The sequence below is a fragment of the Rhizobium laguerreae genome (assembly GCF_019778565.1).
Lineage (GTDB): Bacteria > Pseudomonadota > Alphaproteobacteria > Rhizobiales > Rhizobiaceae > Rhizobium > Rhizobium laguerreae.
This window is the reverse complement of record NZ_JAAXQT010000001.1, coordinates 295,367-316,230: the sequence shown is the minus strand read 5'-3', so window position 1 is coordinate 316,230 and position 20,864 is coordinate 295,367. Positions and strand designations below refer to the sequence as shown.

The window sequence follows — 20,864 nt, the reverse complement described above, 5'->3', positions numbered from 1 at the left end:
CACTTTGAATTTCTACATAATTTAATGCAGTATTGCGGCCGAGGCCTGAGGCTTTCCGAAATCAGGCCTTGCCGGCCTTCACGTCGAGCACGCGGTTTGCCGCCGAGACGATCGCTTCCAGCGATGCCGCGACGATGTTGGTATTGATGCCGGCGCCGAAGAGTTTGCCGCCGGGATAGGAGGTCTCGACATAGGAGATCGCCGCCGCGTTCGAGCCATGCTGGAGCGAATGCTCGGAATAGTCCTCGACCGACATCTCGATGCCGAGATAATGCGACAGCGCATTGATGAAGCCATCGATCGGACCGTTGCCGCGCCCTTCGATGCGCTTGATCTCCCCATTGTCGGTAATCTCGGCTGCGACGATCCGCTGACCCTTGTGCTCAGTGTCGGGATAGGTGTGATGGTCGACGAAGCGCAGGCGCCCTTCCGGCTGCGTCACGTAGCGCTCGATGAAGCGGTCGTAGATGCGCCGGGACGGAAGCTCCTTGCCCTCTACGTCGGTGATGCGCTGGATATCCTCGCGGAATTCCACCTGCAGGTTGCGCGGCAGGTTCAGCCCGTAATCCTGCTGCAGGATATAGGCGATGCCGCCCTTGCCAGACTGAGAGTTGATGCGGATGATCGCCTCGTAGGAACGACCGACATCGCGCGGATCAATCGGCAGGTACGGAACTTCCCACACGGGATGATTGGCGACCTGTGCTGCCTTCATACCCTTGTTGATCGCGTCCTGATGCGAGCCGGAGAAGGCCGTATAGACCAGCTCGCCGACGTAAGGATGACGCTCGCCGATCACCATCTGGTTCGAATATTCGAACACTTCCTTGATGCGCTCGATATTCGAGCAATCGATCTCGGGATCGACGCCTTGCGTGAACATGTTCAGCGCCATCGTCACCATGTCGACATTGCCGGTGCGCTCGCCATTGCCGAACAGCGTGCCTTCGACGCGGTCGGCACCTGCCAGCAGTGCCAGTTCGGCAGCGGCAATGCCGGTGCCGCGATCGTTATGCGGATGCAGCGAAACGATCAGATTCTCGCGATTGTCGAGGTTGCGGCACATCCATTCGATCTGGTCGGCATAGACGTTCGGCGTCGCCATCTCGACGGTGGACGGCAGGTTGATGATCAGCTTGTTATCGGGCGTCGGCTTGACGACCTCGATGACGGCATTGCAGATCTCCAGCGCCACATCGAGTTCGGTGCCGGTAAAGCTCTCCGGAGAATATTCAAAACGGTAACCGCCGCCGGCCTTCGTGGCCATATCGGTGATCATCTTGGCGGCATCGACGGCGATCTGCTTGATGCCCTGCACATCCTTGGCAAAGACGACGCGGCGCTGCAGCTCGCTGGTGGAGTTGTAGAAGTGCACGATCGGCCGGTTTGCGCCTTCAAGCGCCTCGAAGGTGCGTGTGATGAGTTCCGGGCGGCACTGCACCAACACCTGCAGGGAGACGTCGTCGGGCACATTGCCCTCCTCCACACACCAGCGGGCAAAGTCGAAATCGGTCTGCGAAGCCGAGGGGAAACCGATCTCGATTTCCTTGAAGCCCATCTCGATCAGCAAATGGAACATGCGCGCCTTGCGATCGTGGCCCATCGGGTCGACGAGCGCCTGGTTACCGTCGCGCAGGTCGACAGAGCACCAGACCGGTGCCTTGGTAATGGTCTTCGTCGGCCATGTGCGGTCGGGAATATTCACCTGCGGATAGGCCCGGTATTTCACCGCGGCGTCGGGCATGCCTTTAGCGGAGCTCATCTCGCACTTGGAGGCCATCTTATCTCGGGGGGATTGCGTCTTCGCATCCATCGTATCGTCTCCTCGTCCCGGCATTTGCCCGCTCTTAGCCGATCACGTAAGGCTTGGCGATAAACAAATGCGGACCTTGTCGGTCGTTAGGTCAATTTTGAAAGTGAGTCGCGAGGAGCGATGGCCGGGCGGGCTTTCGGCCGCCGGGCGCTCCTCAAAGGACCCGGCAACCGCGCGTAAGGCCGAGGAGAAGAAGCGAGGTCAGGGCGCGCGAGACGTCACGCAGGGCGATGCGGCCGCGTGCAATCGTGTCAGAAATTCTGGCGCCAGTGGTCTTCATGACCGCGCTTATAACCTCGGGCGGTGACGCTGGCAAGTCCTTGCCCGGCTTTTGGTCGTCGCCAACGGTCGACGAACTGCCCGCCTATTGCCGGCGGAGTTGCCTGAAAGCGCCAGGATCCGGCATTTGCAGAGCAGAACGACCTTCCGCTACCTCGACTGAGCTCGGTCTTTCCAAATCTTCACCAGCCGCGACAGCGCGAGCATCAGCCCACCGGCGATCAGGCCCCAGAAGGCGCCGGAAATACCGCCGAAGGAAACGCCGGATGCGGTGACGAGGAAGGTGATTGCCGCCGCCTCGCGCGAGTCCGGCGCCTGGAAGGCCGACATCGCCGAGGACGAGAAGGCGCCGACCAGCGCCAGCCCCGCCACCGCCTCGATCAGGATCGAAGGGGCGAGCGCGACGAAGGCCGTCACCGCGCCGGCGAGCAACCCGAGGATGATATAACCGACGCCGGCGATCAGTGACGCCCAATAGCGCCGCTTCGGATCGGCATGGGCATCCTGTCCGGCGCACATCGCCGCGGTGATGGCCGCCAGATTGACGGCGTGGCCGCCGAACGGCGCCGAGAGCAGCGAAAAGAAGCCGGTGACGGCAAAGAGCGGACCAGGCTTCGGATCGTAGTGGTTGACCTTCAGCACCGCAATACCCGGAATGTTCTGCGAGGCCATGGTGACGATGAAGAGCGGCAACGCGATCGAGATGAGGCCGGCAAGATTGAACACCGGCCGGACGATCTCCGCCGTCGGCACCAATGATCGTTCCAGCGAGACTAGCGCACCGTCAGCGATATCGACGCCGAAGGCGAGCACCAGCACGAAAGCCGCGAGTGCTGCCGGCACCGCCCAGAGCCGCTTGAAGGCGCCGACGACGATCCAGGCGACGACGATCGGCAGGCCGAACAGCGGATTGAAGCCGATCGCCTTAACCGGCGCGAAGCAGAGGCCGATCAGCACGCCGGCGAGCATCGCATTGGCGAGTGGTGCCGGAATGGCGGCAACCGCTCGCCCGAGCGGCTTGAACAGTCCCGCAACGATAATCAGCGCAGCACAGATCAGGAATGCCCCGACCGCCGCATTGAAGCCGCCCTCGATCGTCCCGGTGCTTGCCAGCAGCGCGGCGCCCGGCGTCGACCAGGCGATGCTGACCGGCAATCTGGTTACCGCACTCAGCACGATCGCGCAGACGCCCATGGAAATCGACAATGCCATCAGCCCGGAAGCCGCCTGTACATCCGTAGCGCCGACCGCCTGCAACCCGTGCAGCACAACGGCGAAGGAACTGGCGGAACCGACGAAGGCGGTCAGCAGCCCCATGAACAGGGCTTGGACGGAAAAATCTTTGAGCATGGCGGGACTCGAGCTGCGCGAATGGCGCATGGAGCATGATGGTTGTCCCAGGCGCAAGTCCGGATTCATTGCTTTCCGTTCGGACCTTGCCGCTGGAAGATCATCTCCGTTCAGCACTATCCGAAAACAGAACGCCCTCACTTGCGATCGGCAGGCAAGGGCGGGTTCTTGGCAGCTTTGGCTGAGAAAACTTAGATCTCGGCTTGCGACGTCACGATCCGTGATACGAGGCCATACTCCTTCGCCTCTTCGGCCGAAAGCCAGTAGTCGCGATCCGTATCCTTGTCGATCTTGTCGAGCGGCTGGCCGGTGGCCTCCGCCATGATCCTGTTCAGGCGCTCGTTCATCTTGATGATCTCGCGCGCCTGGATTTCGATGTCGGATGCCATGCCACGCGTGCCGCCGGAGGGCTGATGCAGCAGGAAGCGCGTGTTCGGCAGGCACAGTCGCCGCTCCTTCGGAGTGGCGACATAGATCAGCGCGCCGGCCGAGGCAACCCAACCGGTACCGATCATCCAGACCTTCGGCTTGATGAACTTGATCATGTCATGGATGGAATCGCCGGATTCGACGTGGCCGCCGGGCGAATTGACATAGATACGGATGTCCTCGTCGCTGGCCGCGGCAAGCGCCACGAGCTGCGAGCAGACCTTCTGCGCCAATTCCTGATTGATCGGTCCGTAGATGAAGATCGAACGCGACTTGAAAAGATTCGCCTCCGTTTCCTTGCCGAGCGGCAGTTCCTTCGTCTTGTCGTCCTGGTCTTCGTCGTTCATTCGAACCTCTTGGAGATGAATTCGGGTTCCTCGCACATAGTGCGACTCAATGCCTAAAACAATGCGGGAAAAACACAAGGCACCGAAGCGATGGAGATATCCTTAAGAAGCCGCGCGCCGTTCTGCAAGCCTTACTGAATTGTAACGGCGAAAGGCTTTGAAAAGCCCAAATCGGTTCCTACCTCAGCCTCACGCGGCAAACGCCGCATCAGATCACTAGGAGGCAGGACAATGTCACCCGAAGAACGCCAATTGCTGACCGCCCTCTTCGACCGCGTACGCACCGCTGCGGCCACGCCGCGCGACCGCGATGCCGAAGCCCTGATCGACCAGGCGACGCGCGAACAGCCCTCCGCCACCTATTATCTCGCCCAGGCCGTCATCGTTCAGGAAAAGGGGCTGGAGGCGGCTGCCAACCACATCAAGCAACTCGAAGAGCATGTCCGCCAGCTGGAAGCCGGCGAGAGCGAACACCGCCAGGCCGAACAGGGCGGCGGCTTCTTGAGCTCGATCTTCGGCAACACCCAGACGCAGCAGCCGGCCCCAGTTCCCTCCAATCCCGGCCCCTCCAATCCTGGTCCCTGGGGCCAGCAATCCCGCGACTATGACGATCCCCGCGGCGACGGCAATGTCCGCCAGCCCCAGCCCCAGCAGCAGCCGACCGGCCCCTGGAGCCAGCAGGCCTCTGCGCCGTCGGCGGGCGGCAGCTTCCTGCACGGCGCGCTCGGCACGGCAGCGGGCGTGGCCGGCGGCATGCTGCTTGCCAATTCGCTGAGCGGCATCTTCGGCAACCACATGTCCTCGCTCGGCTTGGGTTCGCCGTTCGGCGCCAATCCCCTCGGCAATGCCAGCGCACCGACCGAGGAAACCGTCATCAACAACTATTACGGCAATGACGACACCCGTCAGGCCTCCGACAACACAGGCGATGATAACAATGCCAACCTGCAGCAGGCCGATTACGAAGGCGGCAGCGATTCCACCGACGACTCGTCCGGCGACGATGTTACGGATGTGTGAGATCTAGCGGGGTAGAGATGGGCAGCGGTTGCCGCACCGTTGCCCGGCCCTTCGCTCTAAGCTCAGGGCGTTCGCCGCTGCAATCGATTCACTGGATCGATTGCTCGGGCTGCGCCCGACCGCGGCTCACCCACGGCCGCGGTAGGTGGCAACGCCCTGTTCCGGCAGCCACACGCCTTCCGGCGGCTTGTCCGTTTGCCAGAAGACGTCGATCGGGATGCCGCCGCGTGGATACCAGTAGGCGCCGATCCTGAGCCACCTGGGATCGAGCAGCTCGACGATGCGCTTGGCGATGTAGATCGAGCAATCCTCGTGGAAAGCGCCGTGATTGCGGAAGGAATGCAGGAAGAGCTTCAGCGACTTCGATTCCACCAGCCATTCGCCCGGAATGTAGTCAATGACGATATGAGCGAAATCCGGCTGCCCGGTCATCGGGCAGAGCGAGGTGAATTCCGGCGCGGTGAAGCGCACGACGTAATCGGTGCCGGCATGATTGGACGGCACTTTTTCAAGCACCGCCTCCTCTGGCGATTGCGCGGTTTCGGTTTGCTGACCCAGCATCGACAGGCTGGAAACATCGGTACTCGGCATTATACCTCCTTCACGACTTTGACGCGGATGCCATGGGCCTTTTCGCCCTCCGGCTCCACATGAATGGCGATTGTGGCGCCCTCGTGCACCGCCCTGATGGCATCCTCAAGGCGGTCGCATATATCATGCGCCTGCCGCACCGACATCCCGCCGGGCACCACCATGTGGAAATCGATGAAGGTGACGGTGCCCGCCCGCCTCGTTTTCAGATCATGCACGCCGATCGAACCCTCCGCGTGGGTGGCAATCGCCTGTTTGATCGCTTCCTCCTCCTGCGGTTCGACCGCCTGGTCCATCAGCCCGCCAATCGATTGCGAGATTACCCTCCAGCCCTGATAGAGGATGTTGACGGCAACGAGAATGGCAAGCACCGGGTCGAAGATCGCATATCCCGTTGCCAGCGCCAGCAGCAGGCCGACGAGCACCCCAACGGAGGTCACGACATCGGACATGATATGCTGTCCATCCGCCGAGAGCGCTGCCGAGCGATGTCTGCGTCCAGTCCGGATCAGCAACCGCGCCCAGATCGCATTGATGACACCGGCCGCGAAGTTGATCGCAAGGCCGAGCACAGGTGCATCCAGCATGCGTGGCTCGGCGAGATAACCAACAGCTTCGTTGACGATTAGCAGGGCAGCGACGACGATCAGCACGCCCTCGGTGACGGCAGACAGATATTCCGCCTTGTGATGACCGAAGGGATGGTCGTGGTCAGCCGGCTTCTGCGCATAGCGGATGACAAAGAAGGCGATGAAGGCGGCAACGACGTTGACCGACGATTCGAGCCCGTCCGACAGCAGCGCCACCGACCCGGTGACCCACCACGCCACCATCTTCAGCCCCATGACGCCGAGCGACAGCGGAATCCCCCACATCGCCAGCTTCCGAACCGTAAGATCGCCGTTGTCACTCATATCGTTCCCCTGCGGTTGCGAATGAATTGCAGCTTTCAAGCCGTTGAAACGCAAAACCGCCCACGCGAATGTCGCGCAGGCGGTTCAGTTGAAGGTGATATGGGGGAAGACGGCGGATTTGTCAAAGGGCAATGAGGTTCCCCTGCCGCGTAGCTCAAGGAGCAGGCTCTGAGAGAATAGTCTGCGGCCAGCGCAAGAGCGCGGCCTGCCCTGCAGGCGTCAGGGCGTAGACGCCCTTGTCCTTGCGTTCGAACCATCCGTAGACGTTATCGAGCAGGATTCGGCCGGCATTGGGCACCTGAGCCTTCATATCCCGCGGCCGCCCGACCCCACGCTCGATTGCGGCGGCGCAGAGCAGCACCTGCTGACGATAGGCGGTCATGATTGGCGCCCGCGTGCTGCCGCCGACGGCGGGATCGCCGTGGCGGCGCTGATGCTCCTTGACGAGGCGCGTGCGCCGCTTGGGATTGGTTCGCGGCATCGGCGAGACGGAACTGACGATGATGCTGACCTCGCCGGCATCGGAGACGCCGAGCATGCCGATGCCAAGCCTGCGGCAGAGATCGCGATAGCGTTTGTCGGTCTCCCGCCCCCGACCCTTGGCGGAGACGCGGGCCGCGATCCAGACCTCATCGCTCATCGCCGCGCGGTCGACCGCCTGGAGAAGCAGTTCGAGGTTGAAGGAGAGCTTGAGTTCGCAGACCACCACAACCAGCGGCTCGGCATCGCTGAGGCCCACGAGATCGCACCCGCCGACCTCACCCTTTACGACATAACCCGCCGCCTCCAGGAAAGCTTTAACCGGCAAGTAGAGCGACGTCTCCATAGTGAAAACTGCGCCTCAGGCGGCGTTGAGATCGGCAATCTCACCGTATTTTGCAAGCAGCCGCGGCGAGGACATATCCCCGGTTTCCTCATCGACGATCACGGCATAAGCCGCCACGCCGACGAAACGCTCCGACATCGCCGAGGCGATTTTCTCCGCGCTGACGGAGTTCGATGCCTGGCGCATTTCACCGGGGACGAGATTGCCGCGGTTCTTGCGATAGGGAAGAACGATGAACTTTTCAGCATTGGCCACGTCGAATATCCCGATTGATCGTTCCTGAAATGTTCTGATTTGCCTGAAGAAGTCAACCGGCCTTTCGAAAACGGCCTGCCCCTCCCCGCAGTCGGGGAAAGGGCAGGCCAAATAACCGGCGAAATCCTTAGGCAGCCTTCGTCTTCACCTTGCGCGCCAGATGCGCCACGACATTTTCGATCATCCGCATCCCGGCATCGCCGCCGAGCGTCATGATCGACTCCGGATGGAACTGCACCGCGGCGATCGGTTCCTTGGCGTGTTCGATGCCCATGATCGTGCCGTCGTCGCTTTCCGCCGTGATGATGAACTCGCGCGGCAGCGTCGAGGGGTCGGCGAAGATCGAGTGGTAGCGGCCGACCGTCACCTCCTTGGCAAGGCCGGAGAAGACGATGCCCGGCTCCAGCACGCGGATGCGCGAGGGCTTGCCGTGCATCGGCAGCGCCAGATGGCGCAGTTCCCCGCCATAGGCTTCCGCCAGAGCCTGCAGACCGAGGCAGACGCCGAAGATCGGCAGGTTGCGCGCCCGCGCCTTCTTGATCGTCGCCTTGCAGTCGAAATCCTTGGGCGTTCCGGGTCCGGGCGACAGCACGACGAGGTCCGGGTTCAGCCGGTCGAAGATTTCCTCCGGCACCGGCGTACGCACGGTCGAAACCGTCGCGCCCGTCTGGCGGAAGTAATTGGCGAGCGTGTGGACGAAGCTGTCTTCGTGATCGACGAGCAGGATGCTGACGCCCTTGCCGACGCTCGCAACGTCGCGCTGGATCCTGCCGGAATTGCCCGTCTTGGCGTCTCGTATGGCGGAAAGCATGGCAGAGGCCTTCAGTTCTGTTTCGGCTTCTTCTTCGTCAGGAATGGAATCGTTGAGCAGCGTCGCACCGGCGCGCACTTCGGCGATACCATCCTTGATGCGCACGGTGCGCAGCGTCAGGCCGGTATTCATGTCGCCGTTGAAGCCGACCATGCCGATCGCCCCGCCATACCAGGCGCGCGGGCTTTTTTCATGGCTCTCGATGAAGCGCATCGCCCAGAGCTTGGGGGCGCCGGTGACGGTGACGGCCCAGGCGTGGCTGAGGAAACCGTCGAAAGCGTCCATGTCGTCGCGCAGCCGCCCTTCGATATGGTCGACCGTGTGGATAAGGCGCGAATACATCTCGATCTGCCGGCGGCCGATCACCTTGACCGAGCCCGGCTCGCAGACACGGCTTTTGTCGTTGCGGTCGACATCCGAGCACATGGTGAGCTCGGACTCGTCCTTCTTGGAATTCAGGAGCTTCAGGATCTGCTCGCTGTCGGCGATTGGGTCGTCGCCGCGCTTGATCGTCCCCGAAATCGGGCAGGTCTCGATGCGACGGCCGGAAACGCGCACGAACATTTCGGGCGAGGCGCCGACCAGATATTCCTGATGGCCGAGATTGATGAAGAAGGAATAAGGCGAGGGATTGATCGCCTTCAGCCGCTTTGAAATGTCGGACGGCTTGCTGTCGCAGCGCTCCATGAATTTCTGCCCGGGCACGACTTCGAAAAGGTCGCCCTTGCGGAAACTTTCCTTCGCCTTGGTGACGAGCTCGGCATATTCGCCCGGCCGGTGATCGCTCTTCGGCGGAATGGCATCCGTGTGTTTGAAGGGCTCCGCTGCGATATCTTGGGCCTTGCCCTCGGTCGTCACGCCGTCTTTTTCGAAGTCGTAACGGTCGACCCAGGCCTTGGCGGCGTAGTTGTCGACGACGAGGATCTCGTCCGGCAGGTAGAGCACCATGTCGCGCTGGTCGGAGGGTCGCGTCAGCTTCAGATCGATCGCGTCGAACTGGAAGGCGATGTCGTATCCGAAGGCGCCGTAGAACCCGAGGCTCGCATCCGCCTGCGAATAAAACAGGTCGGTGACGGCGCGCAGCACGGTGAAGACCGTCGGCATCTTCGAACGTTCTTCCTCGGTGAACACCCGGTCCGGCGTCTTGACGGTGAGGTCGAGGCGGCGGGCCGAGGAAGCGCCGAGCACGATGTCGGACACGGTCTTCAGCCGCTCGCTCACGAAGCCGAGGATCACCTCGCCGCGTTCATTATAGGCCTCGATCCAGACGTCGCGCCCGAAGGAAGAGATGCCGAGCGGCGGATCGACGACGGCGGTATCCCAGCGCGTATAGCGGCCGGGATATTCGTAGTTCGACGAAAACACCGCGCCGCGGCGCTCGTCGAGCTTGTCGACATAGGAAGAGACCGCATCGCCGTAGGGGATCGCCCGCCGCTGCCGCGTGACTGATATGCCGCCCTTGGTCTCGTAGATTTCCGCACCATCATCCCGCAGGATCGTTACCATTGTTCCACTCCGTTATCGGGGCCCGGACGACAGGCGGCCATAAACAAAAAAAGCCGCCTCGAAGTTTCGGGCGGCTCACTCGTCGTCTTTGGACACGATTGGTCGAGGCCGCCTTAGCGAACCCACCACCAAACAGCAATGTTCAAGGACTTGATCATGGGAAAATTGTTAGCTTGAGATCCGCCGTCGCGCAAGAGGCGATTGCAGGATTGAAATAGGGCGGCCCGAAAGCCGCCCCACCCCAGCCTTGAAGGTGTGATCGCGATCAGAAAGTCTTGGTGATCGAGACCTTGAACGTACGGCCCGGCTCCGAATACCACTCCCGCGGCTGGGACGCCGTCGCCGAGCTCAGATTGACCTCGCGCACGGCGAGCGCGTTGTAATGTTCCTGATCAAAGATGTTGTAGACGCCTGCCTGCACGCGCAGGCCCGGCACCTGTTCCGGCGTCCACCAGCCAGTCAGGTCGACGATTGCGTAACCGGGCGCATCGAAGGTCGTGTCGTTGGTGTTGCTGAGGGGCGTATCGAGATGGTCGGTGAGCATGCCGGCCGACAGCGTCGAAGAAAGATCGAAGCCGAAATTCTCGTTGCTCCAGCCGCCGCCGACGATCGCCTTGAACGGTGCCACCGAGCGTAGGCGCTGAGTGGTTTCATCATTTCTGCCATAGGCATAGGCAAGTGACGCATGCAGATTTATGCCGTTATTGAATGTCTTGGCGGCGCTGGCTTCAATACCGGAGATCGTGGCCGCAGACACGTTCGTGTAGTTGAATTCCGTAAAGCCGGTCGCGTCGACGCTTGGCACCGTCTCGATAAAGTTCTGGTAGCGGGTGTGGAAGGCCGCGACCCGGCCGGTGAAATCGCCCGTGTCAAAATTGGCGCCGATTTCGACGCCGCGGCCGATTTCGGGTTCCAGATCAGGATTGCCGAGCTGGGCGTAGCGGCCCGTCGGGTTGTAGAATCGGCTGTAGAGTTCGTCCACGGTGGGTGCGCGGAAGCCGACTGCCAGCTGCATGTAGAGCTGCACGTCAGGGGTCAGGTCGTATGTGGCAAGAATCTTCGGCGACAGACCGGCTTCAGTTCGGTCGTTCACGTCCCCGAAACGGGTAAGCCCGGTATTGCTTGCGAAACTCCCGCCGGTCGAGGGATTGTAGTTGAACCAGTCGAAGCGGAAGCCGGGTGTCAGCGCGAAGCCGGTATTGCCGACTTCGATCTTGTCTTCGACCACAAGCCCAAAATTCTGGCTGTCGACATTGGGCACTTCCGCCTGATTGTTCAGCGACGGGCAGGTCGTCGGTGTGGGGCAAAGGGCCCAGCTATACTGGCTCCAGCTGGAAACGCCGACGTCGAGGCCAATGCGAAGAGAGTGGCTGAGACCGGAATATTCGAAATCCTTCGTTGCCGTGCCACTGAAGCCCCAGGTTTCGTTTTCAATCTCGTTGTTACGTCCATAGGCCACATTGGCGGTCGTACGGCCCCTGCTGCCGGCTTCCTTCTTCAAATCCAGCCAATAGAGCGTGGCACGCGCACTGCTGAAGAACGCGTCGGAGGACTGGGCTTCATAATCATAATCGAGCGATACGCGATCGCGGTCACGCAGTTCGCGACCGTCATAATTGTCGATCATGAAGTTGCGAGGACTCGTGCCTCCCTGGAGTTGGCGTAGGTCGGTCTTAAGATCGCGGCGGAATCGTTCCGCCGTCAAGCCGATGCGATGGCCGCCTTCCAGCTCCTGGCGCAGTTTGAAGAGCAGGTTGTTCTGATCGAAATCAGCCGGATTCGCCTCGGTGCGAAGAGCACCGTAGCTGTCGTTGTCGCCCATATTGTCGCGTTCATGGCCCTTGCGGTAGCCGCCCTGAAAGAGGACCGACGTGTTGCCGATCTTCTTGGCAGCGGCGGCCGAGCCGGAAATGCTGCGGTCTTCGCTGTCATAGGTCGACTTGACGATCGCACCCCAATCGCGGCCTTCGGGAATAAGATCCTCCGGCTCCAGCGTATTGAGAACGATGGCGCCGCCGAGCATGCCGGAACCGCCCTTGCTCGAATCCGCGCCGCGCACGATATCGAGCGAGGACAGTGAATCGAAATCGAAGGTGTCGCCGCCGCCGTTGGCGTTGGCCGGCGCAAAGGCCCCCTGGCGCGAGCTGTTCGAAATATAAGGTATCGGAATGCCGTCGATGGTGGTCAGGATGCGAGCGCCGGAAAGGCCGCGCAGGTTGAAGCCTGCGTCACCACGCGAATAATTTACGCCTGCATCGACGCTGCGGCCGATATCGTCAAAATTGGTAACCTGCTTTTCTTCGAGCTGCTTGGCAGTGATCTCGGTCGCCAGCGGCGTGTCGGCGACGCTGCCAGGCGCCACACGTTTGCCCTTGACGACGATCTTCTCCAGGACGGTGCTGTCCTCCGTCGCGGCTTGCGGCGTGGCTGCCGTAGCGCTTTGCGCGAAAGACTGCGAAACAGGAAGAACAATTGTGGCTGCCGTGCAGACCAATAGAACCGAGCGCCAATGCCGGACGATCATAACCTACCCTCTCATGATGATTACCGGGCTGGCTGGTCGTGGCGTGTCGCACGCTCGAGGGGCTGGCTGGGCTTTTACGGATGGAGGCGGAGCAGAATTCCGCCTTCTTTTTGCCGCATAAAAAACATGAGGAGGATTGTCAACATAAGTCGTCAGCTTTATGTTGAATATATCAGTCAAGTTTTAGCGATCTTCAAGGACGTTGCACAATTGCAACGAAAGACGCCCTCATGCGTTGTCTTTGGCCACGGATACGAGGATTCGGACGCGTTGAGAAAACTTTCGACATTGGCGATCCTTCTCGCCGCTACCGCCTTTCTTGCCGGCGCCCGCCTGCCTGCGCAAGGCCCGATGCCCGAACCTCGGCCAGATGCCAGACAGGCGACCAGCCCCACCTCCCCGTCCTCGGAAAAGGCGGAACCGCCCCCGCCTGAAGAGGTCCCGGCCCCTCAGCCGAAACCCGATCTAAAGGATCCGGAGGCACCGGTATCGAGCCAGCCGCCAGCGCCGCAGGCCGCACCGTCAAAGCCCGGGCCGGCAGAACCGATGCAAGGTCCGCCACGGCCGCCGGGCAGCCCTGAAAGCTCGCAACCGCCGACGGAAGAAGGTAAGCCGCCCGGCGAGCAGACACTTGAAGAGCAACACCTGACGATTGAACCCGAAAGCGATGCCGAGCATGCCGAATGCACGGCCGCCCTTCAGGCTTTGGGCGTCGCCTTCAAGGACACGCCGCGCATCGACGACGGTAACGGCTGCGGCATCGACAAGCCGATCGTCGTCTCCGAAGCCCTGCCCGGCATCAAGCTGAAGCCGGAGGCGACGATGCGCTGCCCGGCGGCACTCGCCCTTGCCCGCTGGATGAAGGACAGCGTCATCCCGGCGGCTTCCGCCGCCCTGCCGGAGCAGGGCCGCATCACCACCGTCAACCAGGCAACGTCCTATATGTGCCGCCTGCGCAACGGCGCCGGAACCGGCAAGATCTCCGAACATGCCCGCGGCAACGCTATCGATGTTGCAAGCTTCCATTTCGAAAAGGGCGAGGATGTCGCCGTCCGTTCCCGTCGCGAGGATCCGACGCTGACCGGCGCCTTCCAGCGCACCGTCAGCGCCGCCGGCTGCCTCTACTTCACCACCGTCCTCGACCCCGAAAGCGACGCCGCCCACGAGACCCACTTCCACCTCGACGTGATCGAGAGGAAGGGCGGCTATCGCTACTGTCACTAATCATTTCAATGGTTTGCGATTCCCGCTTGAATCAGGCCATCCAACCACTAGACTTGAATGCGAAGAACCGGCGGAGCGCCCATCATGACTCGCTAACTCCGGATCTCCTTCTTCACATGGCTCGGCAATTGCTTGGGTCTAGATCAACGGAATCAAAAGATTCCGTCGCTCGCCGATCTCGCCGCCGCGCTTCCTGAGATTTGACACTGCTAGCAATTATCTCGATTGGGAAATCTCTTTTTACCTAGCATGCAGCTGGGACTTAGGCTCACAACCAGGAAGTACGATGATCTCATTCAGACCCATGCGTGATAGCGAATATCCGGCTTACCTCGATTATTTCATCACTGATTATGCGACCGAGATTTCGGCCAACTACGGTCTTTCAGGCCCTCGGGCCTTGGCACGGGCCAAACAGGAAATCGCGAACGACCTGCCACATGGCATCAATACTCCCGGCGAGGTCATGTTCTGTGTCGTAAACCAAACGCCGGAAGCTGAGAGCGTCGTGGGTTATCTTTGGTACCGACCGGATTTGGCAAGCCGCTCTGCATTCATCAAAGATTTCTATATCTTCGCTGCACATCAGGGAAAAGGGTTCGGTAAACAGGCATTGCATGCGTTGGAAACTGAACTGGCGCGGACGGGGTTCGAGCAGATAAGGTTGCGTGTTGCCGAGGATAACAAGCGCGCAAAACATGTCTACGAGGGAACCGGCTTTCGCGTCACCGGCGTCAACATGAGCAAGACAATCAAAACGGGATAATTCATTACGGCTCTTGCGACCTGCCGCCAATTTGCTCCGCGTACTAGATTAAGTTCCAAACACTCCCCACCTCGGCAAGCGCTCCCAAGATCAGAACAACCCCTCGATATAGCCTTGGTCGTTCAGGAAAATCCGCTCCGCCGACGGCGATTTCGGCAGGCCGGGCATTGTCATGATCTCGCCGGTGATGGCGACGACGAAGCCCGCTCCCGCCGAAAGTCGCACCTCTCGCACGGTGACGATGTGGCCTTCCGGCGCGCCGCGCAGGTTCGGATCGGTGGAGAAGGAATATTGCGTCTTCGCCATGCAGATCGGCAGCTTGCCGTAACCCTGCTCCTCCCATGTCTGCAGCTGGTCGCGCACCGCCTTGTCGGCCGTCACCTCGCCGGCGTGATAGATTTTCGAGGCGACGATCTCGATCTTCTCGAACAGCGAAAGATCGTCGCCGTAAAGCGGCTGGAATTTCGCTTGGCCCGACTCGGCCAGTTCCACTACCTTGTGCGCCAATTCCTCGATGCCGGCCGAACCCAGCGCCCAATGGCGGCAGAGGATCGCCTCGGCGCCAAGCCTCGAGACGAATTCCTTGACTGCCGCGATCTCGGCGTCGCTATCCGAGACGAAATGGTTGATGGCCACGACGACGGGCACGCCGAAACGGCGCACATTGGCGACGTGCCGGCCAAGATTGGCACAGCCCTTCTTCAGCGCCGCGACATCCTCCGTGCCGAGATCTTCCTTCTTCACCCCGCCATTCATCTTCAGCGCCCGGACGGTCGCGACGATGACCGCCGCATCCGGCTTCAGCCCCGCCTTGCGGCACTTGATGTCGAAGAATTTTTCCGCTCCGAGATCGGCGCCGAAGCCTGCTTCCGTCACCACATAGTCGCCGAGCTTCAGCGCCGTCTTCGTCGCCGTCACCGAATTGCAGCCATGGGCGATATTGGCGAAAGGCCCGCCATGCACGAAGGCCGGATTGTTCTCCAGCGTCTGCACCAGGTTCGGCTGCATCGCATCTTTCAACAGCACCGCCATGGCGCCGTCGGCCTTCAGGTCGCGCGCATGCACTGCTGTCCTGTCGAAACGATAGCCGATGATGATGTCGCCGAGCCGCTGCTCCAGATCCCTGAGGTCGGTGGCGAGGCAGAGGATCGCCATCACCTCGGAGGCGACGGTGATGTCGAACCCGCCCTGGCGCGGGAAACCGTTGGCGACCCCGCCGAGCGATGAGACCATGCTTCTGAGCGCCCGGTCGTTCATGTCCATGACCCGCCGCCAGGTGATGCGGCGGATGTCGATATTCTCTTCGTTGCCCCAGTAGATGTGGTTGTCGACCATAGCCGCCAGCAGATTGTGCGCCGATGTGATCGCATGGAAATCGCCGGTGAAATGCAGGTTGATGTCTTCCATCGGCACCACCTGCGCATAACCGCCGCCGGCCGCCCCGCCCTTGACACCGAAGCAGGGACCGAGCGAGGCCTCGCGGATGCAGACAATGGCCTTCTTGCCGATCCGGTTCAACCCGTCGCCGAGCCCGACGGTGGTCGTCGTCTTGCCCTCGCCCGCCGGCGTCGGATTGATCGCGGTGACAAGGATCAGCTTGCCGTCCTTCTTGCCCGCTTGTGCGGCGATGAACTCGGCGCTGACCTTCGCCTTGTCGTGACCATAGGGAACGAGCTGCTCGGCCGGAATGCCGAGCTTCGCCCCGATCTCGAAAATCGGCTTCTTGGTGGCGGCACGCGCGATTTCGATATCGGATTTGATGTCTGACATGGATGTTCCCCGAATACAGCAGGTATTTCGCCGAACCATGCCCTTATCTTTCCACAGCGGACAAGTCCAAAAGCCGGCTTCGTTCTTCATTCCACTACAATCCCGTCAATATCCACCATCGCACCTTAAAGGTGTATTTCATATTGACTTTCCCTTAACGATGCAGATCCTCCTTCCAGACAACCGGGAGGATGGAAAATGAACCTCGTCATATGCTGCGACGGCACCTGGAACACGCCGAACGAAACCGAAGGCGGCCTTCCGAGCCCCACCAATGTCGTCAAGCTTTACAACGCCCTGGCCCCAGCCGATCCATCCGGTACAGAACAGAAGGCCTACTATCATCCAGGTGTCGGCACCGATGGCACGTGGTGGGACAAGTTCCTGGGCGGCGGCACGGGCAAGGGCCTCGACCAGAACATCATGAGTGCCTACCGGTGGCTTGCCCTGAATTACACGCCTGGCGACCCCATCTGGCTCTTCGGCTTCAGCCGGGGCGCCTACACGGTTCGCAGCCTCGGCGGCATAATCTCGAAATGCGGCCTCGTCGACCTTGCCCGGTTCGCATCCAAAGATGATGCGCTGTGGAAAGTGGTCCAGAAGATCTTCGATGCCTATCGCGATCCGAAGCCGAGCCCGCTGCGCGCGACGAAAGCCATGCCCTTCTTCAACGCCGCGACCGGGGAAAACCCGTCAAGGCAGACGCCGATCCACTTCATCGGCGTCTGGGATACGGTCGGCTCCCTTGGCATTCCCGACGATATGGGCTTCCTCAACCTGCTCGACGATCCGGACGATCACCGCTTCCACGATACCACGCTCAGCCCCATCGTCGGCCACGCCCGCCATGCGGTCGGGCTGGACGAGAAGCGGCAGAGTTTCATCCCGACGCTTTGGACCTCGAGCGGGCCGCAGACCGACATGAAGCAACTCTGGTTTCCCGGTGTCCACGGCGACGTCGGCGGCGGCTACAGCCAGTCCGGCCTATCGGATGGCGCGCTTTACTGGATGATGAAGGAAGCCGCGGCAGAGGGACTGGCATTCCGTCAAGACGCCCTCCTGCAGCTTAAGCCCAATCCCCGCGGCGTGCTGCACGATTCCGTCCATGGTCTATTCAAGGCCTTGAAGACACGGCCCCGCGCGGCACCCTTGGTTGCCGGCCAGTCGCTCCTGCTCCATGCCTCCGCGATCGATCGCCACGCCAATCCGCCGCTTGATCAGGGCGCCTATTGGCCGCTCAAGGCAAATCTGCCGGTAACCGTCGATATCTTCGCTCGCGATCGCTGGAACTACACCGGCGTCTACCTGAAAAAAGACCTTACCTATAAGCTGACGGCGACCGGCCAGTGGCTGGATGCTTCGATCCGTTCCGGGCCGGAGGGCACCGACGACGGTTCCTTCCAGATCGGCGAAGTCGTCCAGATCGCCTCTTCGATTTTGGGGGGCCTCGAAACACTGACGCAAAAGCTGACCAAGAACGAGCAGATCGATTTCTGGTGGACCCGCCGCGAGGAGAAAATGCCCTGGTTCGCCCTTGTCGGTCTCCTCGCCAATGACATTCCGCCGCCGAAAAGGACGCAGGTAAACAAATCGGCTATCGAGAGATTACCGCACGAGGTCTTCCTGATCGGCGACGGCGCCCCCTTCACGCCGCAGGCCGACGGTTATCTCTACTGCTTCGCCAACGATGCCTGGCAGGCTTACGACAACAATAAGGGCAGTGTGCAACTAACGATCGCCTCGTAGAGGGCACATTGCCGTTGCAGTCTTCTCTTTCGCATCACGACATCAATTTACCGGGGCTCCTATGCCGCAGTGAAAGAACTCAGAGATACCGCAACGCTATTTTTGCAACTCGAAACTCAACCGGCGCGCGCACTACCGTGGCTAATTATTCACAATTCGAATGAATCGGCTTGCGTTACGTCAATTGGGGCTAGCATCCCGCCGATTTTCTGTATTTGATAGCGGTAACATTAGGCTCCGGGGGCATACAAATGTCTTACATGACTACCTCTGAAAGACAGTCATTGCTTTCGGCAGAACTTGCGACCGCACGAACGCGCGGCCTGTTTGCGCAGGCGCTTGGCAGGGTCTCCACAGCCTTCGGATTGTCGCATGCAATATTGATGCACGCCCCCTCCCCGGAAGACCTTCTCTTGAAACCCCTGCTGATCGAGAGCTCGCTTCCGGCTGCCTATGTCAGAGATTTCGACCGTGCCCACATGATGCGCGACTGCCCTTTCGGCGTAAGGCTGAGGAAGTCTGCCGTGCCGCCGGCCTGGCACCTCAACGACGCCTCCAATGGTCAGGCTTTCTCCGCCGAACTGCGTGCCCTGATGCTGCGCCATGCCATACCGGCAGGCGTTGCCATGCCGAACATTGCAGCCGACGGCCAGCGCCTGGTCTTCTGGTTCTGCGGCGAGCGCGCCGCACTCGGCCAGAGCGAAATCAACGAGCTGGCAATGATCATTCTCCATGCACTGGATGCATACAATGCAGTCAAACGCAACGAGGAATGCGCGCATAACGCGCTGTCGACTCGCGAACTAGAAGTTGTGCGCTGGACTGCCCAAGGTAAGACCTCGATCGAAATCGGTCAGATCCTGACGCTCTCGGACCATACTGTGAACGCCTATATGACGAACGCGATCAAAAAACTCGATTGCGTCAACCGGACCCAGTTGGTAGCTAAGGCAATTCGATTGAAGCTGATCAACTGAGGCATCAGAAGAGAGTCGGCACGTCGTCCCGTGATCTGGGGAATCGTGCCTCTTCACTTCGAACAGCCCGTTATTGACAAGACAGAACAATCCCGCGCCCACATCGGCATTACCGATGCGGAAGTCGTCCAGATGCTTGCTGCCTATCGTCTTTTCGGCTTCTGGCGCATCGACATCGAGACAGGACATTTCTTTGCAAGCGAGGATGTCCACGCAATCTTCGGCCTCTCCTACAGCGACGGCCCTGTCAACCTGACAGAGCTGATGTCGCGCATCCACGAGGAGGACCGCAGCCTGATCGCCCAAACCTTCGAAGAGGCGAGCCTTCACGGCGTCGGCTTCCATTTTGTTTATCGTGTCGACAACCGGCTTGGCGGCTACAAGCTGGTGCGCAGCGTCGGCCGCTTCCGCAACGATGAAAGCGGCGGTGGCATCGTCGGCATCACCTATGAATTCGTCGAGAAGCTGCGCGCCGTCGGCTTCGAGGACAACACGATACCCCGCTGACTCCAGATGTTTTAGCGGTCAAGCACCGCGCGGATCTCGACGAGGTTCGAGCGCACCCTCAGAATATAGAAGCCCATGGTGGCGAGATGGCTCGGCATGATCCAGCCGTCCTCGCGGCCGTTCGAGATGATCGCGGGCTGGATGCGCAGTGCGGCCTGGAACTGCCGCGTCGTGCTGCCCCAGATCGCGCCGAGATTGCGTTCCTGCACCACCTGCGAGAAATCCGCCTGCGCGGCGGCAAGGATGGCGTAGTAGGCATAGAGCTGGCCATAGGCGAACCAGAACCGGTCGTCGGCACGGGTATCGAACCAGCCGCGATTGTGGTTTTCCGAGCGCTCGGCGAGCATGTCGGAGGTGCCGCCGAGATCGTTGGCGATGCGGTCGATGAACTGCATCAGATTGTCGGCGCGGCCGTCGAAAACGACGTTGCAGAGGGCGAGATCGGTGTTGAATTTGCGCAGGCTGCCTATCGCCGAGCGGTAATAGGAGGGCGTCGGCGTCTTCGGCCCGAAGGGGTTGAGGCCGAAATACCAGCTGTTTTCGTCGAACTGCAGATTGCCGCGCGCGCTCTGCAGGTCGTTGTTAATGCCCGAGGTGCCGCGCACACGCCCGAGCGTATCGACAAGCTCCGCCGAAGTCCGCCGGACCGCCTGGTTGATACCGCGCTGGAAAGAGGCCTTGTTGTCGAGGAAGGGCGTATGATCCCAGTCGATGCCGAAAAAGCCCATCTTGTAGAGCAGCATGGAGGAGATCCATGCGTTCTGGTTGACATTGAAATCGGTCAGATCGGCCGCGACATCGACGATCGCCGAGCGCTGGCAGGTCTTCGGTGCCGTCGCAGCGGCGCCGTCGGCCGCCGGCACGTCCTGTCCGGCCGCGACCTTGCGCTCCGAAAGCCGGTACTGGTCGACGAATGCGGTGTTGAAATTCGACCAGACCTGCGTCTGCCAGAAGAAATAACCGTAGAGCACGGCCAACAGCGCCACGAAAGCGATGACCGGCAGCCGGATCATCCAGCTCCGGCGCTGATACCAGCCGTGCGCGGCAAGAAAGGGCCAAAAGGCCCAGGCGGAAAACAGGCGGGCCCAGCGGCCGATCGTCTGGCCGATCAGCCTGAAAAAACCGGCTATCCGGTCAAGCATCGTCGTCTCCTGTCAGGCGAGGCGAACATCGGGACATTGCCGCCCGCTGCATCCCACATATGCGCTC

The 20,864-nt window shown here is 60.9% G+C and carries 17 protein-coding genes; 6 read left to right on the top strand and 11 right to left on the bottom strand.

Annotation, left to right across the window (positions count from 1 at the left end; translation table 11 throughout):
• Positions 1–61: 61 nt before the first annotated feature.
• From leuA to HFO71_RS01490, 3 genes are all read right to left on the bottom strand, one after another.
• The gene (leuA, locus tag HFO71_RS01500) at positions 62–1,813 is read right to left on the bottom strand and encodes a 2-isopropylmalate synthase (protein ID WP_077978927.1); all 1,752 of its coding nucleotides are present in this window, start codon (positions 1,811–1,813) and stop codon (positions 62–64) included.
• 429 nt (positions 1,814–2,242) lie between these two features.
• A complete protein-coding gene (locus HFO71_RS01495) occupies positions 2,243–3,472 on the bottom strand; it encodes a benzoate/H(+) symporter BenE family transporter (protein ID WP_077978928.1) in 1,230 nt (409 codons plus the stop codon).
• Positions 3,473–3,633: 161 nt separating this feature from the next.
• A complete protein-coding gene (locus tag HFO71_RS01490) occupies positions 3,634–4,218 on the bottom strand; it encodes an ATP-dependent Clp protease proteolytic subunit (RefSeq protein ID WP_077978929.1) in 585 nt (194 codons plus the stop codon).
• 231 nt (positions 4,219–4,449) lie between these two features.
• On the opposite strand from HFO71_RS01490, the gene HFO71_RS01485 reads away from it, so the two are divergent.
• Complete coding sequence (locus HFO71_RS01485) at positions 4,450–5,238, top strand: DUF2076 domain-containing protein (protein ID WP_077978930.1); 789 nt, start codon at positions 4,450–4,452, stop codon at positions 5,236–5,238.
• Positions 5,239–5,364: 126 nt separating this feature from the next.
• Here the strand turns inward: HFO71_RS01485 and queF are convergent, their stop codons facing one another.
• From queF to HFO71_RS01455, 6 genes are all read right to left on the bottom strand, one after another.
• Entirely contained in the window at positions 5,365–5,829 is a 465-nt protein-coding gene (queF, locus tag HFO71_RS01480) for a preQ(1) synthase (protein WP_077978931.1), read from the bottom strand.
• Positions 5,829–6,743: a CDF family cation efflux transporter EmfA gene (gene emfA, locus HFO71_RS01475; RefSeq protein ID WP_077978932.1), complete on the bottom strand. Its 915-nt coding sequence runs from the start codon at positions 6,741–6,743 to the stop codon at positions 5,829–5,831. The genes queF and emfA overlap by 1 nt, the downstream gene beginning before the upstream one ends.
• Positions 6,744–6,897: 154 nt before the next feature.
• Positions 6,898–7,569, bottom strand: coding sequence for a DUF2161 domain-containing phosphodiesterase (locus HFO71_RS01470; protein WP_077978933.1), 672 nt, complete (start codon positions 7,567–7,569; stop codon positions 6,898–6,900).
• Positions 7,570–7,584: 15 nt separating this feature from the next.
• The gene (locus HFO71_RS01465; protein WP_017961519.1) at positions 7,585–7,824 is read right to left on the bottom strand and encodes a hypothetical protein; all 240 of its coding nucleotides are present in this window, start codon (positions 7,822–7,824) and stop codon (positions 7,585–7,587) included.
• Positions 7,825–7,951: 127 nt separating this feature from the next.
• Positions 7,952–10,141 (bottom strand): anthranilate synthase, encoded by a 2,190-nt coding sequence (locus tag HFO71_RS01460; RefSeq protein WP_077978934.1) that lies wholly within the window; start codon positions 10,139–10,141, stop codon positions 7,952–7,954.
• Between the two features lie 265 nt (positions 10,142–10,406).
• Positions 10,407–12,665 (bottom strand): TonB-dependent hemoglobin/transferrin/lactoferrin family receptor, encoded by a 2,259-nt coding sequence (locus HFO71_RS01455; protein WP_131639619.1) that lies wholly within the window; start codon positions 12,663–12,665, stop codon positions 10,407–10,409.
• 210 nt (positions 12,666–12,875) lie between these two features.
• Between HFO71_RS01455 and HFO71_RS01450 the strand changes: the two genes are divergently transcribed.
• Together HFO71_RS01450 and HFO71_RS01445 are read left to right on the top strand one after the other, a co-directional pair.
• Positions 12,876–13,889 (top strand): extensin-like domain-containing protein, encoded by a 1,014-nt coding sequence (locus HFO71_RS01450; protein WP_221987498.1) that lies wholly within the window; start codon positions 12,876–12,878, stop codon positions 13,887–13,889.
• 286 nt (positions 13,890–14,175) lie between these two features.
• Positions 14,176–14,655: a GNAT family N-acetyltransferase gene (locus tag HFO71_RS01445; RefSeq protein ID WP_168259078.1), complete on the top strand. Its 480-nt coding sequence runs from the start codon at positions 14,176–14,178 to the stop codon at positions 14,653–14,655.
• 90 nt (positions 14,656–14,745) lie between these two features.
• Here HFO71_RS01445 and HFO71_RS01440 read toward each other — a convergent pair whose 3' ends face one another.
• Positions 14,746–16,425, bottom strand: a complete 1,680-nt coding sequence (locus HFO71_RS01440) for a formate--tetrahydrofolate ligase (RefSeq protein WP_221968279.1) — start codon at positions 16,423–16,425, stop codon at positions 14,746–14,748.
• Positions 16,426–16,623: 198 nt separating this feature from the next.
• Between HFO71_RS01440 and HFO71_RS01435 the strand changes: the two genes are divergently transcribed.
• The 3 genes from HFO71_RS01435 (at position 16,624) to HFO71_RS01425 (ending at position 19,655) form a co-directional block, all read left to right on the top strand.
• Entirely contained in the window at positions 16,624–18,171 is a 1,548-nt protein-coding gene (locus HFO71_RS01435) for a DUF2235 domain-containing protein (protein ID WP_221987496.1), read from the top strand.
• A 251-nt stretch (positions 18,172–18,422) separates the two neighbouring features.
• Positions 18,423–19,148: a helix-turn-helix transcriptional regulator gene (locus HFO71_RS01430; protein WP_168259077.1), complete on the top strand. Its 726-nt coding sequence runs from the start codon at positions 18,423–18,425 to the stop codon at positions 19,146–19,148.
• 45 nt (positions 19,149–19,193) lie between these two features.
• Positions 19,194–19,655, top strand: a complete 462-nt coding sequence (locus HFO71_RS01425) for a PAS domain-containing protein (protein WP_221987694.1) — start codon at positions 19,194–19,196, stop codon at positions 19,653–19,655.
• An 11-nt stretch (positions 19,656–19,666) separates the two neighbouring features.
• Here HFO71_RS01425 and HFO71_RS01420 read toward each other — a convergent pair whose 3' ends face one another.
• Positions 19,667–20,797 carry a DUF2333 family protein gene (locus HFO71_RS01420; RefSeq protein WP_077978941.1) on the bottom strand — a complete coding sequence of 377 codons (1,131 nt, stop codon included), beginning with the start codon at positions 20,795–20,797 and terminating at the stop codon, positions 19,667–19,669.
• Positions 20,798–20,864: the final 67 nt, after the last annotated feature.